Here is a 22,322-nt window from a genome sequence, read left to right on the forward strand (position 1 = left end):
GAAGACTTTATACAATTATTAATGAAAAAACTAAATTAATAATTATCTAATCTCGCGAAAACAAGAAAGCCTCTACTTTCGTAGAGGCTTTCTTGTTTTCGCGAGATTAGTGATGTAAAACTTCTTCACCTTCTTTCATTGGAACATTTTGAGGTACAAAATCTTCATCATGTGCTGGATTACTGTAATCATATGGCCAACGGTGTACTTCAGGGATTTCTCCAGGCCAGTTACCATGCATATGTTCTACTGGTGCAGTCCATTCTAATGTATTTGATTTCCAAGGATTCTGAACCGCTCTTTTGCCGTAGAAAATACTACTGAAAAAGTTGTATAAGAAAACCAATTGAAATGCTCCTCCAATTAATGCAAAAGTAGTAATAAGAACATTTACATTTTGTAAATCATCAAACAATGGGAAGTTAGTGTTCGTGTAATAACGTCTTGGTAAACCAGCTAATCCAATAAAGTGCATTGGAAAAAACACACCATAAGCACAAATAGCAGTTACCCAAAAGTGAACATAACCTAAATTTTTATTAAGCATTCTTCCAAACATTTTTGGAAACCAGTGATAAATACCAGCAAACATCCCATAAAGAGCAGAAATACCCATCACTAAGTGGAAGTGAGCAACTACAAAATACGTATCATGAACATTAATATCCAATGTGCTATCTCCAAGGATAATACCTGTTAAACCACCTGTTATAAAAGTAGAAACTAAACCAATTGAAAACAACATAGCTGGGTTCAACTGTAGATTTCCTTTCCAAAGTGTTGTAATATAATTAAACGCTTTCACTGCAGAAGGAATCGCAATCAACAAAGTTGTAAATGTAAATACAGATCCTAAAAATGGATTCATACCCGAGATAAACATATGATGACCCCAAACAATTGTTGATAAGAAAGCAATTGCCAAAATTGACATAATCATCGCTCTATAACCAAAAATTGGTTTACGAGAGTTCGTCGCTATAACTTCAGATGTGATACCTAAAGCAGGTAATAAAACAATATAAACTTCAGGATGCCCTAAGAACCAAAATAAGTGCTCAAACAAAACTGGAGAACCACCTTGATAATGTAAAACTTCACCCGCAATATAAATATCAGATAAGAAGAATGAAGTTCCAAAACTTCTGTCAAAAATCAACAATAAAGCAGCTGACAATAAAACTGGGAAAGAAACTATACCGATAATTGCAGTTACAAAGAATGCCCAAATAGTAAGTGGCAATCTTGTCATTGACATGCCTTTTGTTCTAAGATTGATTACAGTAACAACATAATTTAAAGATCCCATTAAAGAAGAAGCAATAAATATAGCCATAGAAATCAACCAAAGTGTCATACCCATTCCAGAGCCAGGAATAGCCTGTGGAAGAGCACTTAAAGGTGGATAAATAGTCCAACCCGCTGAAGCCGGACCAGCTTCTACAAATAATGAGCTAATCATGATTACACTTGATAAAAAGAATAACCAATATGAAATCATATTCATAAAGCCTGACGCCATATCTCGAGCACCAATTTGTAGCGGTATTAATAAGTTACTAAAAGTACCGCTTAATCCTGCGGTAAGAACGAAGAAAACCATTATCGTTCCGTGAATAGTAACCAAAGCTAAATAAATATCATTAGCCATAACTCCATTTGGAGCAAATTTATCACCAAGTAATATATTAAATATTTTAAAAGATTGCTCTGGCCAAGCCAATTGCATTCTAAAAAGCATAGACATACCCACACCAATTACTCCCATAATAATACCTGTTATCAAGTATTGTTTGGCAATCATTTTGTGATCAATACTAAAGATATATTTAGTAATAAAAGTGTCTTTATGGTGATGTTCGTGTTCGTGATCGTGTCCGTGATCGTGACCTTCTGCTGACATATGTGTATACTTTAAATTTTTCTTAATAATTATTTCATAGCTATTTTAGCAATAGCTGCGGTGTCTTTGGTACCAGTAGAATCTTTTCCAGTCTCTCCTTCTGCTGGAGCAGGAGTTTTAGAAACTTTCACTTCTTGCACTAAAGTTGCTTTATCGCTTAACCATTTTTTATACTCTTCAGGAGTATCAACTATAACTTTCATTTGCATGTTATAATGAGAAGCCCCACAAATTTTGTTACATAATAACAAATAATCAAAAGCATAAGGGTCCAAAGCTGTTTCTCCATTAGCTACTAACTCTATACTTTTCTTAGATCTAATATTGTTTATATTAGCAACCTTTTCAATCATAAAAGGTAAATCTCTATATTCCGCCGTAGTGTATATTGGAGTAAAAGCGAATTCAGTAACCATCCCAGGAACACAATTCATTTGGGCTCTAAAATAAGGCATATAAGCAGAGTGCAAAACATCCTGAGAACGCATTTTAAAATGTATTTTTTTTCCTTTAGGTATATGCAATTCAGAAACAACAATATCATCTTGAGAATAAGGATCTCCTAAATCTACACCAAGCGTATTAACACCCTCGATATACCTAACGTTAGCTTTACCCAAAACATTATCATTTCCTGCATAACGTGCAGTCCATTTAAATTGTTGTGCATATAATTCAATTACAACGGTATCTTCCTCATCATCAATAAACATGATATTAGTCCAAGCATAAAGACCATAAAGAATTAAACCTGCAAGAACTACTGCCGGTATAACACTCCAGATAGCTTCTAATTTATTATTATCAGCAAAGTACAAAGCTTTTTGATCTTTTTTACCTCTGTATTTAAAGGCAAAATAATGCAACAAAACTTGAGTGATTGCTTGAACAATAAATATCAAAACCCAAGTAATATTCATAAGACTGTCTACAAGACCACCATGCTCTGAAGCTGGTGTATGAAGTACAAGTGGCCCCCATTTAAACAATCCATAGATTGTAAAAATGTAAATAAATGCTAAGAAACCGAACATTAAATAACCCTGTACATTATTATCATTATCCGTAGCTACTTGAGAACTATCCGGATTTGATCCTACTTGAGTTAGGTCGAATATTTTAGTCAATTGCCATAAAGCAACAGCTAATAAAACTAAAACTATAATTACCAACAAACTTGTCATCTGTTTTTTTCTTTAAATATTAATAATGGAAATGTTTACTTTCTTCTATATATGGATTTCTTTTTGGTAACAAAGGAGTTTTAGTTAATGCTGTAAAAACAACATATATAAATAATCCAAGGAAGAAAAGAACAGATGCAATTTCAGACACACCAATAAACCATCTATCCCCCACCGTTCCAGGCATAATCATATTAAAGAAATCAATGTAATGTCCTAATAAAATTACTATCCCTGCCATAACTAAAATCCAAGTTATTCTTTTGAAGTCAGTATTTACTAAAATCAATATTGGAAATAAGAAGTTCATAACTACCGCACCAAAAAACGGAAGGTTATATAGTTGTATTCTTGTTACAAAATAAGTTATCTCTTCAGGAATATTAGCATACCAAATCAACATGAATTGTGAAAACCATAAGTAAGTCCAGAATACACTGATTCCAAACATGAACTTAGCTAAATCATGAATATGACTTGTATTAACATGTTCTAAATAACCTCTAGACTTCAAATACAACGTTACCATTGTAATCATAGTAATTCCGCTTACGAAGAAACTAGCAAAAACATACCATCCAAATAAAGTACTAGACCAGTGTGGATCGATAGACATAATCCAATCCCAAGACATAATAGATTCAGTAACTATAAAGAAAACTAAAAATCCTGCTGAGATATTAAAATTCTTTTTGTACCAAAGATCATCATTAGCTTTATCTTGTTCTATACAGTTTTTTGCAGAAAAATAACGGTATAAATTCCAACCTGCAAGGAAAATTGCAGCTCTTACTATCCAAAAAGGGAAATTAAGATACCCTGACTTATTAGCAATTATTTTATCATGTGCTACAACTTCAGGATCTAACCAGATAAATAAACTATTAGACGGAAAAATGTGTAATCCACAAATGATGAGAATTACAAAAAATATAACGGAACCAACAGGCAAATATGCCGTTATACCTTGCATAACTCTAAACAAAACTGGAGACCAACCTGCTTGAGCAACTTGTTGTATTGCATAAAAAGCTAAAGTACCCATAGCAATAAGCATAAAGAAAATACAAGCAACATATAATGAAGCCCAAGGCTTATTTTGCAATTGCTTCAAAACATGGGTTACATGCTCCCTATGTTCAGCCTCTTCTTTAACTTCGCTATCCTTACTAACTTCATGATGAGCTTCAGTAGTTGCAGTTGCAACTTCATGCTTTGCTTCACCATGACCTTCATGAGTTTCAGCAGCAAGTAGTTTTTCAACTTCTTGAATATCTTTTGGTGCAGTTAAAAAACCATATCCTATCCCTAAAAGGCCAACAGCCATTAAGACAAAAGAAAATGTTTTTAATTTACTTGAAAATGTATACATATCTATTACGATCAGTTTGTTCAACAATTATAATTTAGCTTTCAGTTTTAAAACATAAGATGCCACTAACCAACGTTCGTGTTGATTCAACTGGTTAGCATAAGCACCCATTGAATTTAAACCGTAAGTTTGAACATGAAAAACACTTCCTTCAGTTATCACCCTATCCTTATAACTTGGTACACCAAGAAATTTTCCTTGTGTAACTAATTTACCTTTACCATCCCCTGCATTACCATGGCAAATACCACAATAAATTTCAAATAATTCTTTAGATTTCTCTTCATCTTTAACAGATATAGAATCAAGTGGCGATTTTAAATTTAATTTAGATAAATCGTATCCGGCAGTTGAATTTTCATATTCGTAAGGCTCAAATCCTCTATTTACAGTTCCTGCAGGAGGAAGTTGACCTTCTTTTCCGTTCTTGAATGCACTTGACTCTTCGTAAGTTTCATAACTTACAGGCTCATACATATTAGGCATGTATTGGTAATTAGGCTTCGAATTATTATGGCAAGACGAAACTAAAATAGTAATACAAATTACACATGTTATTTTATATAGACTTTTCATATCGACAATTAATTCTTTACAATTACTTTAACTTCTACTGCACCTGTACTTTCGAAAAAAGAAACTAATTCACTTTCATTGTCATTTACAGCAACTTCCATCAAAAAGTGGTCATCTGTTGTTCTCACGTCTGGATTCTCTGCTTGTTTGAAAGGCCATAATTTACTTCTCATATAAAAGGTAATAACCATTAAGTGAGCGGCAAAGAAAACTGTTTCTTCAAACATAATTGGAACAAATGAAGGCATGTTTTGAATATAACTAAAACTTGGTTTACCACCAATATCCTGAGGCCAATCTTGAATCATAATGTAATTCATCATCCAAGTTCCGAAAGACAAACCAATTAAACCGTATATGAAAGCACAAATTGCTAATCTTGTAGGAGCAAGTCCCATAGCTTTATCCAAACCGTGAACAGGAAATGGGGAAAAAACTTCTTCAATATGATAATGAGCTGCTCTGGTTTTTTTAACCGCATCCATCAAAATATCATCGTCATTATAAATGGCGTATATTACTTTATTACTCATGATGTAAATCTTTATTTGCTTCTCTTTCTCTTTTGTAATTATCTCCAGTTCCTTTTAATATCGTTTTTACTTCCGCTTGTGCTATAACAGGGAATGTTCTAGAATACAACAAAAACAATACAAAGAAGAAACCTATAGTTCCAATAAAAATCCCAATATCAACAAACGTAGGGGAGAACATTGTCCAAGAAGATGGTAAATAATCTCTGTGCAACGAAGTTACAATGATTACAAATCTTTCGAACCACATTCCAATGTTTACTACAATTGAAATAATAAAAGAAAACATAATGCTTGTTCTTAATTTTTTAAACCACATGAATTGTGGGGAGAAAACGTTACAAGTCATCATTGACCAATATGCCCACCAGTAAGGTCCAGTTGCTCTGTTTAAGAACGCATATTGCTCATATTCAACTCCTGAATACCAAGCTATAAAAAGCTCAGTGATATAGGCAACACCAACAATAGAACCAGTAATCATGATTACGATGTTCATTAATTCTATGTGTTGAATAGTAATGTAAGCTTCAAGGTTAGAAACTTTTCTCATGATGATAAGCAAGGTATTTACCATTGCAAATCCTGAGAAAACAGCTCCAGCAACAAAGTAAGGAGGAAAAATTGTAGTGTGCCAACCTGGAATTACCGAGGTAGCAAAATCCATTGATACAATTGTATGTACAGAAAGTACTAAAGGAGTTGCTAAACCTGCAAGAACCAAAGAAACTTCTTCGAAACGTTGCCAGTCTTTTGCTCTACCACTCCATCCAAAACTCAATATAGAATATACCCGTTTGTTAAAAGGAGTTATTGCTCTATCACGCAACATTGCAAAATCAGGCAATAAACCAGTCCACCAAAAAACTAATGAAACTGAAAGATACGTAGATATTGCAAATACATCCCAAAGTAAAGGAGAGTTGAAATTTACCCATAACGAACCAAATTGATTCGGAATCGGTAAAACCCAATACGCTAACCATGGACGCCCCATGTGTATGATTGGAAATAAACCTGCCTGAATTACAGAAAAAATGGTCATTGCCTCCGCAGAACGGTTAATTGCCATTCTCCATCTTTGACGGAAAAGCAATAATACGGCTGAAATTAATGTTCCTGCGTGACCGATACCTACCCACCAAACGAAGTTAGTGATATCCCAAGCCCAACCGACAGTTTTATTTAATCCCCATGTTCCAATACCTGTAGATACAGTGTAAATGATACAACACATTCCCCAAAGAAATGCAGTTAATGCAATTGAAAATACAATCCACCAATGTTTATTTGCTTTACCTTCTACAGGTGCAGCTACATCTACAGTTACATCGTGATAAGATTTATCACCTATAACTAAGGGTTTTCTAATGGTTGCTTCGTAGTGAGACGACATAATCCTTTATATTGATTCTTAATTAATTATTTTTTGTACTAGGTATTTCTAACTTTAACATGATAAATCACATTTGGTTTTGTTCCAACATGCTCTAATAAATGATACATTCTTTCGTCTTCAGCTAGTTTAGTAACTTTAGATTCTTTATCATTTACATCTCCAAAAATCATTGCTCCAGTAGAACAAGCATTAGAACAAGCTGTTTGAAATTCACCATCAACGATTACTCTTCCCTCTCTTTTAGCATTTAAAATTGTAGCTTGTGTCATTTGAATACACATTGAACATTTTTCCATAACTCCACGAGAACGAACATTTACGTCTGGGTTTAATACCATACGTCCTAAATCATCATTCATATGATAATCGAATTCACTGTTTTTGTTATACAAGAACCAGTTAAAACGACGCACTTTATAAGGACAGTTGTTAGCACAGTAACGAGTACCAACACATCTGTTATAAGCCATTTGATTTTGACCCTGACGACCATGAGATGTTGCAGCAACTGGACAAACAGTTTCACAAGGCGCATGATTACAGTGTTGACACATTACCGGTTGGAAAGAAACTTGAGGATTATCCCCTGCTTTTTCCATTTCATTAAATGTAGATAATGAACTTGATAAACCAGCAATATTTTCTTTTCTTTCATTATCTCCTGCAAATGTACTTTCAGAAGAATAATATCTGTCAATACGCAACCAATGCATATCTCTACTTCTTCTAATTTCAGCTTTACCAACAACTGGAACGTTGTTTTCAGCATGACAAGCAATTACACAAGCACCACAACCTGTACAAGCATTCAAATCGATAGAAAGATTGAAGTGATGTCCTGTAGAACGATCAAATGAATCCCATAAATCTACTTTTGTAGCTTCAACTTCTTTGTGATCCAAAGACACCATCGGTTGTTCATTCCAGAACTCAGCATCTTTAGTATTGAAAATTTCCAAAGAGGTTTCTTTAATAATATCCCCTCTTCCCATCAATGTTTTTTGACCTTGAACACAAGCAAATTCGTGTTCTCCGTCGGCTTTTACCAATGTTACTGATTGAACATTATTAAAACCTTTATATAATGGGTAAGCATTTAAACCTACCTGCATTTCTTCTTTCAAAGCCGCTTTACGACCATAACCTAAAGCTAAACCAATAGTTCCAACAGCTTGACCTGGCTGAACTATAACCGGTACATTTTCTAGTTTTAAACCATCAGTTGTTGTAATTGTAGCATAACTACCATTCAAACCACCATTAGCAACGATTTCATTAGATAAAGCATACTTCTTAGCATCTGCATTCGAAACGGTCAAATAATTATCCCAAGAAACTCTTGTCATTGGATCTGGCAATTCTTGCAACCAAGGGTTGTTCGCTTGTTGACCATCTCCCAATCCAGTTTTAGTATATAAAACCAATTCAAATCCTTCAGAAGCTTTTGATTGAGCCAAAGCATTAGCCGCAGCACTGTAATCAGCAGACGATGCAGAAGATGTTGGAATCGTTCCAACAAAAACACCATCATGCAACACTTTATTCCAAGTAGAACCTGAGACAATTGTTGAAGCATTTCCTTTTAGATAATCGTAAAAAGTTCCGCCAACACCATTCAAAGACAACAAAACGTCTTGAAATTGTTTCGTATCAAATAATGGACGAATAGTTGGCTGAGTAACACTGTAAGTACCTTTTGTCAAACTTAAATCACCCCAAGACTCTAAATAATGTGGAGCCGGAGCAGCGATTGTAGTAAGCAAAGCCGTTTCATCTTCTTTTAAAGAAAAAGTAACTGAAGTTTTAACTTTTTTCAAACCTTCAACAAATGATTTACTATCTGCTAAAGTATAAACAGGATTAACACCACTCATAATCAAAGTATGAATGCTTCCCGCTTTCATTTCTTTAACTAATTGAGTAACTTTTTCGTTTGATCCTTTTCTTATTTGTCTTGTTCCTGAAGTATTAAAAGCTTCGCTTGCCAATACTTGATTGATAGCCAAAACTAATAATTGAGCATTTTTATCTTGAATTCCTGAAACTAAAACTCCTTTTGAACCAGCAGCTTTTAATTGCTGAGCAGCTTTATTAACTTCAGATTTGAATTTATCATCTAAACTAACTGCTATAGAAGAACCAGTTATTACATTATATATGTGTACTAATGCTTGTTTTTGATTTGCAGTAGACATTGCTAAACGTCTATCAGCAGCAGCACCAGACAAAGTCATGTTAGACTCTAGTTGAAAATGACGAGACATTTTTCCATTTTTTGGAATTCTGCCTTGAGCATAACCTGAATCATAACTTCCACCTTGCCAATCTCCAAGAAAATCTGCACCAACAGAAACTATCAGAGAAGCTTTTGAGAAATCGTAATCAACTAAAGCTCTTTCACCATATACAGCTTCAAAAGCATCTAAAGCTTCAGATGAAGATACAGCGTCATAAACTATATGTTTAGCATTTGGATTTTTACCAATAAATTCAGCAATCAACTTCTCAGTTGATGGACTTGCTAATGTATTTGTCAAAAGAACAATTTGACCACCTTTTGCATCAGCTAAACTTGACTTAATTTTAGCATCAACAGCAGACCAAGTTGAATTTTTACCTTCAATTTTTGGCTCTTTCAAACGCATGCTGTCATATAATGATAATATAGACGCATGAATCCTTGCATTTGCAGAAAATTTCGCCCCAGCAATAGTATTATTATCTATTTTAATAGGACGCCCTTCACGTGTTTTTACCAAAAGATTTGCAAAATCGAAACCATCAAAAACCGAGGTTGCATAATAATCCGCTACTCCAGGAATGATTTGTTCTGGCTGAAGCACATAAGGTATCGACTTATTCACAGGACCTTCGCAAGCTGCAAGCGTAGCAGCAGCAGTACTAAACCCAACGTACTTTAAAAAATCGCGACGTGTTGTTGATGAAGATGACAAAGCATCACTGTTTCCTAAAAATTCATCAGTAGGAATTTCTTCAACAAATTCGTTATTTCTAAGCGCCTCAACAATAGAACTATTTTCGTCTAGCTCTTCAACACTTTTCCAGTATTTTTTGTTTGATGACATATATAAATATTAAAATCTTAATAATTTGATTAATAATGGCATTTACCACATTCTAAACCTCCCATTTGCGCTGCAGTCAATTTGTCTACACCGTATTTCTTAGAAAGCTCTTCATGAATTTTTGTATAATAATCATTGCCTTCCATTTTAACTTCGGTTTTTCTATGACAATTAATACACCAACCCATAGTTAATGGAGCAAATTGTTTTTGAATCTCATAAGTCTGAACCGGACCGTGACAAGTTTGACATTCAATACCAGCTACAGTTACGTGTTGTGAGTGATTAAAGTATACAAAATCAGGAAGGTTGTGTATACGAACCCACTTAACTGGCTGAGTTTTTCCAGTATATTTTTGAGTTGTTTGATCCCAACCTACAGCAGTATATAATTTTTGGATTTCTCCATCATAAAATGCCTTAGAGTGATCTGGAGTTGCAGTAGTATCAGATACTTCAGAAATGTTTTTATGACAATTCATACACACATTCAAAGATGGTATACCAGCATTCTTACTTACTCTAGCTGAGGAGTGACAATATTTACAGCTTATACCATTACTACCGGCATGTATTCTATGAGAATAATGAATTGGCTGAATTGGTTCGTAATCTTGATCAACACCTACTTGCATTAAGAAACCATACACAAAATAAGCACTAGACAATAGTAAAAATATAGACGTTACCAATACTAAAAATTGATTTCTAGCAAACGCTTTCCAAATTGGAGTGGTTGGCGTTTTTGGAGCTACTTCAATTCCATTAGCTTTAGCCACTTTAGCCAGAACATTGTTTACCAAAAACAACATTACAACCAACATAACCATTACCAAAGCAAGAGCGCCAAGAATAACATTATTAGAGATACCGCTATCATTACCTCCAGTACCCGGAACTGAAGCAGTACTAGCAGCAGCCGGAGCTTCCGCTTTTGGCTCTGATGTGTAAGCAATAATATCATCAATATCTGCTTCCGTTAATTGAGGAAAGGCTGTCATTACTGATTTATTGTTTTCTTCAAAAACTTTTACAGCAGCTGCATCACCTGATTTAATCATATCAGAACTGTTATGAACCCACTTGTAAATCCAAGCTTTATCATGTTTTGCAGAAATACCTCTTAACATAGGACCAGTTGCTTTCGCATCTAGTTTATGACATGCAGCGCAATTCACATTAAAAAGCTCTTTTCCTTTTGCAGGATCACCACCTTGGCTTGCAACAGCCACAGCTGGTGTCGCAGCAGGAGCGACTGCAGGAGCTGCAGTTTGCGCAAATGAATTTAGGGAGAAAATCAGCATTAGCCCTAAGCCTAGATATAATTTCCTTGAGATCGAATTATGGTTACCCACCTTTTTCATATTATAAATGATTATCTACTAAAATTGGTACGGTTTTTTCTATTAATATTTTCAGAAAAAAAAAGTACATTTTTTAAAACTTGGACAAAAATACGACTTAAGAACTATTCTCAAAACCTTAAAATAGTCTTAAATTCAATTTATATTAATTCTAAATAATATTTATTATTTCGTTTCATTCTATAAATAGTACTTTTGCATAAAAACTATCACATTATGAGAATTTTAACACCCAGAAAAGCCTTTTTTTACGCCGTCACATTATGCCTTACCACAAATTATATTAACGCACAAGATCGAAATATTACGGTAACTCAAGACCCTAAATTCGAACAATTGCTAAATGAGAAAAGAAAAACTAACGTTTTAAACGCTGCAAACGATTGTTATAAAGTTCAAATTTTTAGTGGCGAGAGCGAAAAAGCAAAAAACACATTAAATGAATTCAAACAAGAATTTAGTGACTTAGACGGAACAATTGTATTCAATACACCAAATTATAAAGTTTGGGTAGGAAATTTTAAAACTCGCATAGAAGCAGAACGAAATCTAATTGACATTAGAAAAAAACACAAAAATGTACTTTTGATAAAACCAAGTAAATAAAAGCTTATTGCTCTTTAAGTTTAAAATCTATCGCAATAATTACTTTTTTTTACATAAAAAAGCCACTTCGTTAATGAAGTGGCTTTCTTTGTTTTAGACTTTGTTTACGGGCACAGTTTACAAAACTGCACTAACGATTGTGCATATCTGCGCGGTCGGTGAAATAAACCTCCAAGTATAATCCAAACTGTCTTTCATTATTTGAAAATTTCATAACTAACTATATAAATATTAACAGTGATAACAAACTTATTAATTTATAAAAATCCATATTTAATTTGTTTTTACATCCATCCAATTGATTCAAATAAATATACTAATGAAGCCAACACAAGACTTATTATTATAATCCAGTTTCTAATTATTCCAATCTATGTAATTGGTTTATAAAATCCTTCAGCTTTTTCTTTTCTAACTTTTGCCCAACACTTATTAAATTTGTAATAAGCAAACGCCGCTATAGCTAATAAAAAACAATATAATAAAAAATCATAATTCATTATTTTTCTCTTAATTCATCCGTGATAATTTCTGTTTCACTATCGACCATAACTCTTATACTGCATTACCTACTTTTACTCCTGGCTTAAATGAAGAACCCCCAGGTACAAAGCTACCCACAGCCGAAGGAGCTACTTTTTGTGTAGCATAAGTAGCCAATCAAAAAAATTAGTTTTGATGTAATAGTAATAACACCAGCAGCAGCACTTTTAACTACATTTACGGATACTCTGCCATTTTCACCTTTAATTACTGATCCGTCAACTTTTTTCAGCATATTTTTCAGCTCTAGCTTCTTTTCTTTCTTCTGAAGCACTTCCAAATAAGCCAAACAAAAAACTACCAGCAGGGTCAATCGTAGTTATTAGATTATTAGCCACGTAGTCATATGGACTAATTTTATAATATTTATCAGGTAATTAGCCGATTACGTTACATCTTCCTATTGCTCGGTCATAATCACGCCATCGATAAGAATACACATTAAGTCCCGGGTCCTCTTGAAGCTCCTTACCGTTGTATTATATTTCTAAATATAGTTTTATAATCATCATAATAACAAAAATAACGTTCATGCTAAAATAAAAAAAATCCCGACGAATCGGGATTTTATATTAAAAGCTAATGTATAAAATACTATTTCAATTTCTTTTTAATAGCTACTTCATGGTACGATTCAATAACATCTCTTTCTTCGATATCATTGTATCCTTTCACTTGAATACCACAATCATATCCTTTAGCAACTTCTCTTACATCATCTTTAAATCGCTTCAAAGCTAATAACTCTCCAGTAAAGACAACAACACCATCTCTGATGATTCTCATTTTGGCGTTTTTAACAATTTTACCGTCCATAACCATACTTCCAGCAATAGAACCAACTTTAGAAATTTTGAATATCTCTCTAATTTCCGCAGTACCCAGAATTTCTTCTTTCATTTCCGGAGCAAGCATTCCTTCCATCGCATCTTTCAAGTCATCAATAGCGGCGTAAATAATAGAATAGTAACGGATATCAATTTCTTCCTTGTCTGCTAATTGTCTTGCATTTCCAGCAGGACGAACATTAAATCCGATGATAATTGCATCCGAAGCTGAAGCCAACATAACGTCAGTTTCCGTAATTGCTCCAACACCTTTATGTATGATATTAATTTGAATTTCTTCAGTAGATAATTTAGAGAACGAATCTGACAAAGCTTCAACCGAACCATCAACATCTCCTTTAAGGATAATGTTTAATTCTTTAAATTGACCCAATGCAATTCTACGTCCAATTTCATCTAACGTAATATGTCTTTGTGTACGTACTGATTGTTCACGCATTAATTGAGAACGTTTAGATGCAATTTGTTTTGCTTCTTTTTCATCTTCAAAAATATTGAACTTATCACCAGCTGTAGCTGCACCATCTAAACCAAGAACAGATACCGGAGTCGACGGACCCGCAACAGTAACTATATTTCCTCGTTCATCATGCATGGCTTTAATTTTACCATGATGCTTACCCGCTAACATATAATCTCCAATTTTCAAAGTTCCATGTTGTACTAATATGGTAGAAACATATCCTTTACCTTTATCAAGGAAAGCCTCAACAACAGTTCCAGAAGCCGCTTTATTTGGATTAGATTTTAAATCTAAAAGCTCTGCCTCTAACAATACTTTCTCTAATAATTCCTTAACACCTGTTCCTGTTTTTGCAGAAATATCATGAGATTGAATTTTTCCTCCCCAATCTTCAACAAGTAAATTCATACCTGCTAATTTTTCTTTAATTTTTTCAGGATTAGCATTTGGCTTATCAACTTTATTGATAGCAAAAATAATTGGAACACCTGCTGCTTGAGCATGACTAATCGCTTCTTTTGTTTGCGGCATGATGTCATCATCAGCTGCAATTACAATAATAGCGATATCCGTAACTTGAGCTCCACGAGCACGCATCGCTGTAAAAGCTTCGTGTCCCGGTGTATCTAAAAATGCTATTTTTTGACCATTATCTAATGTTACTCCGTATGCACCGATATGTTGTGTAATTCCACCTGACTCACCAGCAATAACATTTTCTTTACGAATGTAATCCAGTAAAGATGTTTTACCGTGATCGACGTGCCCCATTACAGTAACAATAGGCGCTCTGAAAACTAGATCTTCTTCTTTATCAGCAACTACTTGAATCGCTTCTTCGATATCAACAGTAATAAATTCAACTTCATAACCAAACTCATCGGCTACAATTGTCAATGTTTCAGCATCAAGACGTTGATTCATGGTAACCATGATTCCAAGTGACATACAAGTACCAATAACTTTAGTAATTGGCACATCCATCATAATGGCAATTTCACCTACAGTAACAAATTCAGTAACTTTAATAGTTTTACTACCTTCGTCAATAGCTCTTTGCTCATCATCAGATTTCTGACGGTGCGTATCTCTCTTGTCTCTTCTATATTTAGCAGCTTTAGATTTACCACCTTTTCCTTGTAGTTTTTCTAAAGTCTCTCTAATTTGATTTTTAACTTCCTCTTCCGTCGGTTCAACTTTTGCAACAATTGCAGGTCTGTTTCCTTTTACGAAACCAGGTCTTGCACTTCTGTTTGCATTGAATCCACCACCACCAACATTTGGAGTGATTTTATTCGGATTTGGCGCTCCAGGAACTCCAGGAACAGCAGGTGGTCTAGGAGCACCCGGTTTTGGAGCAATTCTTTTGCGTTTATTTTTATTGGCAGCATTATTAGCTCCTACAGCTCCAGGTGCACCCGGCTTGTTTGGAGTAATTTTAGGCTCTTCTTTTTTCTTCTTAGGTTTATTGAATTGAGATAAATCAATAATTTGACCTGTTAAAGTAGTTCCTGATAATTTTTGATATTGAGTAGTTATAGTCTCATCAACAGGCGCTTCTTCAACGGGAGCAACTTTTATCGGTTCAGCAACAACCTCTTTTACCGGTTCTTTCTTAACTTCTTTTATTCCAACAACAGGTTTAACTTCTTTTTTGTCTGAAACAGGTTTATCTTCTGAAAGTTCTTTTTGAACTGGTTCTTTTTGAACAGTTTCAACAACAGCAGGTTTTTCAACCGGAGCTGGAGCTTTAACTACAGGAACCTCAATTTTTTCAACAACCTTAACAGGAGCAGGAACAACTGTTGGTCTTTTAGGATTGAGATCAATTTTCCCAACCTGAACCGGACCCGTCACAACAGCTCTCGCTTTTATAACTTCTTGTTGTTTTAGTCGTTCTTCATCTTGCTTACGCTTGTCTTCGATTTCTTTTTCTCGCTCCACACGTAAAGCTTCTTTTTCTTTTCTTTTCTCTTCCCCTACTTCTTTTGAAGCCTCCTTATTCCCTTTGTCACCAGCAAACTGACCGCACAAGACATTGTATACATCATCAGAAATTTTTGTGTTTGGATTTGCTTCAATAGCAATCCCTTTATCTTTTAGATAATCCACAGCTCTTTCTAAAGAAATATTCAATTCCCTTAAAACTTTGTTTATTCTAATAATTCTCTCTTCAGACATAAAACCTTTTTATTATTACCTTTTTTGTTATTCCTCACTTCACTCCTAACTCGATACCTACCGAGCAAGAATTAATTGTAAAGTGGCATGTTTATCGTTGAAGACACATTGACTAACTGTCAAATTCTTCTTTCAATATTCTCATTACATCTAGAATCGTTTCCTCTTCTAGGTCTGTTCTTCTTACTAAATCTTCTACATCTTGTTTTAAAATACTTTTTGCAGTATCTAAACCAATTTTTGCAAATTCCTCAATAACCCAGTCTTCAATTTCATCTGAAAACTCAGTCAATTCAACATCATCCTCATCAGCAGTTGCACCTGCAACATCACCTTCACGGATAACATCTAATTCATAACCAGTTAATAAACCAGCTAATTTAATATTGTGTCCACCACGACCAATTGCTTTAGAAACTTCTTCAAGTTTCAAGAAAACCTCTGCTCTTTTAGTATCTTCATTAATTTTAATCGAAGAAACTTTTGCAGGGCTCAATGCTCTGGTTATAAACAATTGAATGTTACTGGTGTAATTGATTACGTCAATATTTTCATTTCCTAATTCACGAACAATTCCATGAATACGAGAACCTTTCATACCAACACAAGCTCCTACTGGATCAATTCTATCATCATAAGAATCTACGGCTACTTTTGCTTTTTCACCTGGAATTCTTACCACTTTCTTCACCATAATTAATCCGTCAAATACTTCAGGGATTTCTTGTTCAAATAATTTTTCCAAGAACTTCTCAGAAGTTCTTGACATAATAATTTGAGGTTTATTTCCTTTCAATTCAACGCTTTCAATGATTCCTCTTACATTATCTCCCTTGCGGAAAAAATCAGAAGGTATTTGTTTTTCTTTTGGCAAAATTATTTCATTCCCTTCATCATCAACCAAAATTACAACTCTAGGACGTACATGATGTACTTCAGCAGTGTAAATATCTCCAATTAAATCTTTAAATTGTTTATAAAGATTGGTATTATCATGCTCATGAATTTTTGAAATTAGGTTTTGACGCAAGGCCAAAATAGCTCTTCTTCCTAAATCAATTAATTTCACTTCTTCAGAAACTTCTTCACCAATTTCAAAATCGGCTTCAATTTTTCTTGCTTCTGTCAAAGTAATTTCTTCATTTTCAAAATCCAAATCCTCGTCAGCAACGATTACTCTTCTTCTCCAAATTTCCATATCTCCTTTATCAGGATTTATAATAATATCGAAATTATCATCTGAACCGTATTTTTTCTTCAATGCATTTCTAAATACATCTTCCAAAATTGCCATAAGCGTTACACGATCAATAAGTTTATCATCTTTAAACTCTGAGAATGAATCGATTAATGCTAAATTTTCCATGCGAATTCTTTAATTAAAATGTTACTGTAACAATTGCTTCTTTTATATCTGCGTAAGGCAATTTTAGTTCTTTTTGAACTGTCTCTTTTCCTTTTCCTATCTTTTTAGGCTCTCTTGCTTTCCACGACAAAATTACAAAATCATCATTAGCTTCCACTAATTCTGCTTCAATTATTTCTGTCCCAGTCTTTACAATCAATGTTCGCCCTATATTTTTCTTGTATTGTCTAACTAATTTCAGTGGCGACCCAACCCCTACCGATGCTACTTCTAAAGAGTAATCTTGTTCCTCGCGATCCAAGTTATTATCTATAAAACGACTCACATCGATGCAATCCTGAAGCGCTACTCCGTTATCTCCATCCACATTCACAATAACTTTAAAAGCATCGGTGATAGTAAGGTCTATCAAAAAAACTGATGGCTTTTCTAAAAGGCATTCTGTCAATAACGTATGTACTTTTTCTTTAAATGTCATATTTTTTATAAAAAGAGGGGACATTTAGTCCCCTCATTATCTAGATTTTAATAAATAACGGTGCAAATATAGTGTTTTTTTTATTAATTAAAATAATCGGCTGCTGTTAAAATATTTCTTATCTTTAATGGAGCATTAAAATACCTGTTTTTACATAATTTAAACTTTTTAATTATGAAACGAATTTTAGTACCAACCGATTTTTCAGAACATGCTGAAGACGCATTAAAAATAGCCGCACAAATTGCCAAAAAAATTAATTGTGAAATATTCTTACTCCATATGCTGGAGTTACCAAGCCAAATGAGCGATGCCATTTCTGGAGGAAGCGGGATTCCAGAAGTAATGTTATTTATAAAAAAAGCAAACGAAACGTTCCAAAAAATCAAAGAACGCCCCTATTTAAATGGAATTTCAGTCACTGAAACAGTACACTTTGAAAGAGCGTCCAATGGTATTTTAGCTTTTAGTAAAAAAAATAAAATTGATTTAATTGTCATGGGCTCACATGGATCTTCCGGAATTGAAGAATTACTCATTGGCTCCAATACTGAAAAAGTAGTACGCCTTTCTGACATCCCAGTTTTAGTTATCAAAAAAGATATTGGCAAATTTGAAGGTAAAAATTTCGTTTTCGCATCAGATTTTTCGAATGAAATAAAAAAACCTTTCAAAAAAATGATTGAATTTACTAAAATCTTTGATGCAAATCTATTTTTAGTAATGATTTGCACGCCCAATAGCTTCAAAACTACCTTAACCGGTGAAAAATTAATGCATGCATTTATTGCTGATTTTGATATTCAAAACTACTCTTTACACATTTTTAATGATGCCAATGTAGAAAACGGAATACTCAATTTTTCAAATTCAATCAATGCAGATTTAATAGGACTCTGCACACATGGCAGAACCGGATTAGCGCATTTTTTTAACAGAAGCATCAGTGAGGACTTAGTAAACCACGCCATTAAACCCGTGATTACTTTTAAAATTTAATTTTCAGTTACAAAAATCAACCTCAAATTAAATTCTCTAAGTACTTCTTAGAATTCAAAAATTTCCAAATAAAAAAAGCCTCTCAAAAAATTGAGAGGCTTTACGTTGGTCTACAAGGACAAAACCCTTAACACCTCATCAAACATCAAAAAGCTTCAAAACCCTATATAATAAGGGGTTTAATAAGATGACGTTTTTAACAACACCTCAAAAAACTTTGTTAAACATCAACTAATAGCATACTTTTACTACGTGATTTACTACGTGATAAAATTTGAACTATGAAACAAGCGACCCATTTTTTCAATTTAGAAGCAAAAAAAAACAAATCTGGAGAACAACTGATTTTGTTTAATTTGTCGTATGGTTTTAAAACTTATAATTCTAAATCAAATAATTTTAAATATGAGCCTTTAAGAATATCAACTAAATGGAACATCAATAAGGAATATTGGATTGACAAACCAACATACAGAGCAAATCAATTCTTTGTTAGAAAATATGGCAAAGACCTAAATAACGTATTGGATAAAATTGAAAGAATATCCTATGAACAATTATCCAATTTTAGAAACATAAACGAAAAAGACCCAACCATTCAAGAGTTGAAACAATTAGTTTTTGAAAAATTAAAAAGAATACCAAAATATTCCAACGACATTAATATAACAGAATACATAACTGAAAGTGTCAAAACTAGAATGAAGTCCGAAATAACTTCGCATAAACGATGGTCAGAAGGCACGGGGAAACAATACACTAACTTAAAGAATCATATTTCAAATTACGAAGAGTTTACAGGAACTGTTTTGACTTTTGGAAATTTAACTGGAGAAATTTTTATGGATTTTTTCAAAGTAATAAATGAAATCAACAAAAAAACAACAGGAGAATTTTATGCTCACAATACAATTTCAAAAGAGAATAAACACTTTAGAGCATTACTCAATTCCGCAATTGAAGACGAAATTGAAGTTGGTTTCAACCATAACAAAAAAGAATATTTTATAAAAAGACGAGAAATAAAAAACGAAACGTTTTTAACAGTTTCGCAATTAAGCACTATTATAAAAACTGACGTGAGTCATTCAAAAGAATTTACACATGCTCGAAATTACCTTTTACTGTCATCTTTCACGGGATTGAGAATAGGTGACATGGTGTTTTTAAATGAAGTTAAACCCGAAATATTAACTCATAATTCAAAAAAGTATAATTGTTTCACAACACGAGTTAGGAAGTCACAAGAGAACAAAGATGAGTTAATAACCACAATCCCTATTCTTGCACCAGTAAAAGAATATCTGATTCAAAACGACAACAAATTCCCAAAATTCCCATCACAACCTAACATCCGAAAAGATGTAAAAAAATTTCTTATCCATTTAAAATTTGAAAATGAGTTTGAAGTAAAAAAGTATTATTACACAGTAAACAATGTTATTATAACTAAAGAAAAACTTTGTGATATTTTTACTCCTCATGACTGCCGTAGTACATTCATATCAAATTTAAAAGATTTAGGAATCCACGATGAAGACATTGAACCAATTACACATCCAAAACATAAATATATATCAATCGTTCAAGTATATGACAAAACCGCTTTGGTAAGCAAAGCAGTAAATCTAATAAATGTGTTAAAATTAAAGAAATCACCCCTTTTCAAATATTAATAAAATATCCTACATTAGTAAAATAAATCTGACTACCCTAATAATGACAATTCAACAATATCTAGCCAAAATAAACACCTTATACATTACAGGAAACGCACGTGAACATTCCTATCGTGGTGACTTACAAAACCTCATCATGGCAATTTTACCAAACATCTTGGTGACGAATGAACCCGCAAGGGTGGCTTGCGGTGCACCCGATTATGTACTGACCCGTAAGGACGTTCCTGTTGGCTATATTGAAGCAAAAGATATTGGAGTAGACTTAGGAAGCAAAACCCTAAAAGAGCAGTTTGACCGCTATAAATCTGGTCTGTCAAATTTGGTATTTACCGATTATATGGATTTTCACTTTTATAAGGATGGTGAACTAACCACGAAAATTGCAATAGCTAAGTTGGAAAATGGTACGATTGTACCTCAACCAGAAAACTTTGACCAGTTCACACAACTAATAAAGAATTTTTCTGAAACCATTTCGCAAACTATTAAGTCACCAACTAAGTTGGCTCAAATGATGGCGGGAAAAGCAAAGTTAATGGCAGACGTTATTGAGAAATCATTAAATTATGACGACCAAGAAGGAAAACGCTCCACCATCAAATCGCAAATGTTGTCATTCCAACAAATGTTGATTCACGACATTGACAACAAATCATTTGCTGACATTTATTCACAAACCATTGCCTATGGGATGTTCGCAGCTCGTTATCATGACCCAACCTTACCGACATTCTCTCGTATAGAAGCCGCTGAGTTAATTCCTAAAAGCAACCCGTTTTTACGCAAGTTATTTCAAGACATAGCGGGGTTTGATTTAGACACAAGGCTAACTTGGATAGTTGATGAGTTGGTTAATATTTTCCTAGCTTCGGATGTGGCACTCATTATGAAAAACTTTGGTAAAAGCACCAAACAGGAAGACCCTGTGGTTCACTTTTATGAAACATTTTTGGGTGAATATAATCCCGCTTTGCGAAAAGCACGTGGTGTTTGGTACACACCGCAACCAGTCGTTAATTTTATAGTTCGAGCGGTTGATGACATTCTAAAAACTGAATTCGATTTACCACAAGGTTTGGCCGACACCAGCAAAATAAAAATTAAGAAAAAAGCAATTACCCAAACGGCTTCCAAAAAAAATGCCGTAATAAAAGAAGTTGAGGTAGAACACGAAGTACACAAAGTTCAAATATTGGACCCAGCCACAGGAACGGGAACTTTCTTGGCTGAGGTTGTAAAACACATTCATAAAAAATTTGAAGGCCAACAAGGCATCTGGAGTAAATATGTAACCAAAGACCTCATCCCACGATTGAATGGTTTTGAGTTACTCATGGCGAGTTACGCAATGGCCCATCTAAAAATGGACATGTTGTTAACTGAAACAGGATATAAACCAACAGACGACCAACGTTTCCGCATTTTTTTAACTAACTCACTTGAAGAAGCCCATCCCGATACAGGTACGCTTTTTAGTTCTTGGCTCTCTGACGAAGCAGACCAAGCTAATGCTATAAAACGTGATGCACCTGTAATGGTTGTTATTGGAAATCCCCCTTATAGCGTAAGCAGTACCAATAAAAGCAAGTGGATTGAGAGCTTAACTGCTGATTATAAAAAAGACATGAAGGAGCGAAACATACAGCCTCTTTCTGACGATTACATAAAATTCATTCGTTTTGGTCAACACTTTATAGATAAAACGGTGAGGGTGTTTTAGCCTATATTTCTAATAATAG

Annotated in this window: 16 protein-coding genes; 4 read left to right on the forward strand and 12 right to left on the reverse strand. The window is 33.9% G+C overall.

The features are described 5' to 3' along the window. Positions 1 to 106 precede the first annotated feature (106 nt). From ACM55K_RS06395 to ACM55K_RS06430, 8 genes are read right to left on the reverse strand one after another with little or no spacing between them, the layout of a single operon-like run. Complete coding sequence (locus tag ACM55K_RS06395; RefSeq protein WP_416849404.1) at positions 107 to 1,903, reverse strand: cytochrome c oxidase subunit I; 1,797 nt, start codon at positions 1,901 to 1,903, stop codon at positions 107 to 109. Between the two features lie 29 nt (positions 1,904 to 1,932). Next, positions 1,933 to 3,087 (reverse strand): cytochrome c oxidase subunit II, encoded by a 1,155-nt coding sequence (locus ACM55K_RS06400; RefSeq protein ID WP_416849405.1) that lies wholly within the window; start codon positions 3,085 to 3,087, stop codon positions 1,933 to 1,935. A 19-nt stretch (positions 3,088 to 3,106) separates the two neighbouring features. After that, positions 3,107 to 4,459, reverse strand: coding sequence for a quinol:cytochrome C oxidoreductase (locus ACM55K_RS06405; protein WP_416849486.1), 1,353 nt, complete (start codon positions 4,457 to 4,459; stop codon positions 3,107 to 3,109). A 27-nt stretch (positions 4,460 to 4,486) separates the two neighbouring features. Continuing rightward, complete coding sequence (locus tag ACM55K_RS06410) at positions 4,487 to 5,035, reverse strand: c-type cytochrome (RefSeq protein WP_416849406.1); 549 nt, start codon at positions 5,033 to 5,035, stop codon at positions 4,487 to 4,489. A gap of 8 nt (positions 5,036 to 5,043) precedes the next feature. Further along, a complete protein-coding gene (locus tag ACM55K_RS06415) occupies positions 5,044 to 5,568 on the reverse strand; it encodes a DUF3341 domain-containing protein (protein ID WP_416849407.1) in 525 nt (174 codons plus the stop codon). Further along, on the reverse strand, positions 5,561 to 6,964 hold the full coding sequence (gene nrfD / locus ACM55K_RS06420) for an NrfD/PsrC family molybdoenzyme membrane anchor subunit (RefSeq protein ID WP_416847726.1): 1,404 nt from the start codon (positions 6,962 to 6,964) through the stop codon (positions 5,561 to 5,563). Before nrfD ends, ACM55K_RS06415 begins: the two co-directional genes overlap by 8 nt. Positions 6,965 to 7,002: 38 nt before the next feature. Next, a complete protein-coding gene (locus ACM55K_RS06425) occupies positions 7,003 to 10,053 on the reverse strand; it encodes a TAT-variant-translocated molybdopterin oxidoreductase (RefSeq protein ID WP_416849408.1) in 3,051 nt (1,016 codons plus the stop codon). A gap of 29 nt (positions 10,054 to 10,082) precedes the next feature. Then, on the reverse strand, positions 10,083 to 11,417 hold the full coding sequence (locus ACM55K_RS06430) for a c-type cytochrome (protein ID WP_416849409.1): 1,335 nt from the start codon (positions 11,415 to 11,417) through the stop codon (positions 10,083 to 10,085). Between the two features lie 216 nt (positions 11,418 to 11,633). Between ACM55K_RS06430 and ACM55K_RS06435 the strand changes: the two genes are divergently transcribed. Next, on the forward strand, positions 11,634 to 12,023 hold the full coding sequence (locus tag ACM55K_RS06435) for an SPOR domain-containing protein (protein WP_416849410.1): 390 nt from the start codon (positions 11,634 to 11,636) through the stop codon (positions 12,021 to 12,023). 613 nt (positions 12,024 to 12,636) lie between these two features. Here ACM55K_RS06435 and ACM55K_RS06440 read toward each other — a convergent pair. The 4 genes from ACM55K_RS06440 to rimP form a co-directional block, all read right to left on the reverse strand. Continuing rightward, positions 12,637 to 12,879: a hypothetical protein gene (locus tag ACM55K_RS06440; protein WP_416849411.1), complete on the reverse strand. Its 243-nt coding sequence runs from the start codon at positions 12,877 to 12,879 to the stop codon at positions 12,637 to 12,639. 281 nt (positions 12,880 to 13,160) lie between these two features. After that, the gene (gene infB, locus ACM55K_RS06445; RefSeq protein WP_416849412.1) at positions 13,161 to 16,058 is read right to left on the reverse strand and encodes a translation initiation factor IF-2; all 2,898 of its coding nucleotides are present in this window, start codon (positions 16,056 to 16,058) and stop codon (positions 13,161 to 13,163) included. 112 nt (positions 16,059 to 16,170) lie between these two features. Beyond that, positions 16,171 to 17,424 (reverse strand): transcription termination factor NusA, encoded by a 1,254-nt coding sequence (gene nusA / locus ACM55K_RS06450; protein WP_416842616.1) that lies wholly within the window; start codon positions 17,422 to 17,424, stop codon positions 16,171 to 16,173. A 13-nt stretch (positions 17,425 to 17,437) separates the two neighbouring features. Beyond that, positions 17,438 to 17,902: a ribosome assembly cofactor RimP gene (gene rimP, locus ACM55K_RS06455; RefSeq protein WP_416849413.1), complete on the reverse strand. Its 465-nt coding sequence runs from the start codon at positions 17,900 to 17,902 to the stop codon at positions 17,438 to 17,440. Between the two features lie 174 nt (positions 17,903 to 18,076). Here rimP and ACM55K_RS06460 point away from each other — a divergent pair, with 174 nt between their 5' ends. The 3 genes from ACM55K_RS06460 to ACM55K_RS06470 all read left to right on the forward strand — a co-directional run bounded on the left by ACM55K_RS06460 (position 18,077) and on the right by ACM55K_RS06470 (position 22,303). After that, entirely contained in the window at positions 18,077 to 18,901 is an 825-nt protein-coding gene (locus tag ACM55K_RS06460; protein WP_416849414.1) for a universal stress protein, read from the forward strand. Between the two features lie 281 nt (positions 18,902 to 19,182). Continuing rightward, complete coding sequence (locus ACM55K_RS06465; protein ID WP_416849415.1) at positions 19,183 to 20,577, forward strand: phage integrase SAM-like domain-containing protein; 1,395 nt, start codon at positions 19,183 to 19,185, stop codon at positions 20,575 to 20,577. A 43-nt stretch (positions 20,578 to 20,620) separates the two neighbouring features. Further along, entirely contained in the window at positions 20,621 to 22,303 is a 1,683-nt protein-coding gene (locus ACM55K_RS06470) for an N-6 DNA methylase (RefSeq protein WP_416849416.1), read from the forward strand. Positions 22,304 to 22,322 lie beyond the last annotated feature (19 nt).

Source organism: Flavobacterium arabinosi, from assembly GCF_048158725.1.
Classification (GTDB): domain Bacteria; phylum Bacteroidota; class Bacteroidia; order Flavobacteriales; family Flavobacteriaceae; genus Flavobacterium; species Flavobacterium arabinosi.

What these genes read in the sequence shown, in the direction of transcription:
- ACM55K_RS06395 (WP_416849404.1), bottom strand. Translation starts at nt 1,903, where the DNA reads ATGTCAGCAGAAGGTCACGATCACGGACACGATCACGAACACGAACAT.
- ACM55K_RS06400 (WP_416849405.1), bottom strand. Translation starts at nt 3,087, where the DNA reads ATGACAAGTTTGTTGGTAATTATAGTTTTAGTTTTATTAGCTGTTGCT.
- ACM55K_RS06405 (WP_416849486.1), bottom strand. Translation starts at nt 4,459, where the DNA reads ATGTATACATTTTCAAGTAAATTAAAAACATTTTCTTTTGTCTTAATG.
- ACM55K_RS06410 (WP_416849406.1), bottom strand. Translation starts at nt 5,035, where the DNA reads ATGAAAAGTCTATATAAAATAACATGTGTAATTTGTATTACTATTTTA.
- ACM55K_RS06415 (WP_416849407.1), bottom strand. Translation starts at nt 5,568, where the DNA reads ATGAGTAATAAAGTAATATACGCCATTTATAATGACGATGATATTTTG.
- nrfD (WP_416847726.1), bottom strand. Translation starts at nt 6,964, where the DNA reads ATGTCGTCTCACTACGAAGCAACCATTAGAAAACCCTTAGTTATAGGT.
- ACM55K_RS06425 (WP_416849408.1), bottom strand. Translation starts at nt 10,053, where the DNA reads ATGTCATCAAACAAAAAATACTGGAAAAGTGTTGAAGAGCTAGACGAA.
- ACM55K_RS06430 (WP_416849409.1), bottom strand. Translation starts at nt 11,417, where the DNA reads ATGAAAAAGGTGGGTAACCATAATTCGATCTCAAGGAAATTATATCTA.
- ACM55K_RS06435 (WP_416849410.1), top strand. Translation starts at nt 11,634, where the DNA reads ATGAGAATTTTAACACCCAGAAAAGCCTTTTTTTACGCCGTCACATTA.
- infB (WP_416849412.1), bottom strand. Translation starts at nt 16,058, where the DNA reads ATGTCTGAAGAGAGAATTATTAGAATAAACAAAGTTTTAAGGGAATTG.
- nusA (WP_416842616.1), bottom strand. Translation starts at nt 17,424, where the DNA reads ATGGAAAATTTAGCATTAATCGATTCATTCTCAGAGTTTAAAGATGAT.
- rimP (WP_416849413.1), bottom strand. Translation starts at nt 17,902, where the DNA reads ATGACATTTAAAGAAAAAGTACATACGTTATTGACAGAATGCCTTTTA.
- ACM55K_RS06460 (WP_416849414.1), top strand. Translation starts at nt 18,077, where the DNA reads ATGAAACGAATTTTAGTACCAACCGATTTTTCAGAACATGCTGAAGAC.
- ACM55K_RS06465 (WP_416849415.1), top strand. Translation starts at nt 19,183, where the DNA reads ATGAAACAAGCGACCCATTTTTTCAATTTAGAAGCAAAAAAAAACAAA.
- ACM55K_RS06470 (WP_416849416.1), top strand. Translation starts at nt 20,621, where the DNA reads ATGACAATTCAACAATATCTAGCCAAAATAAACACCTTATACATTACA.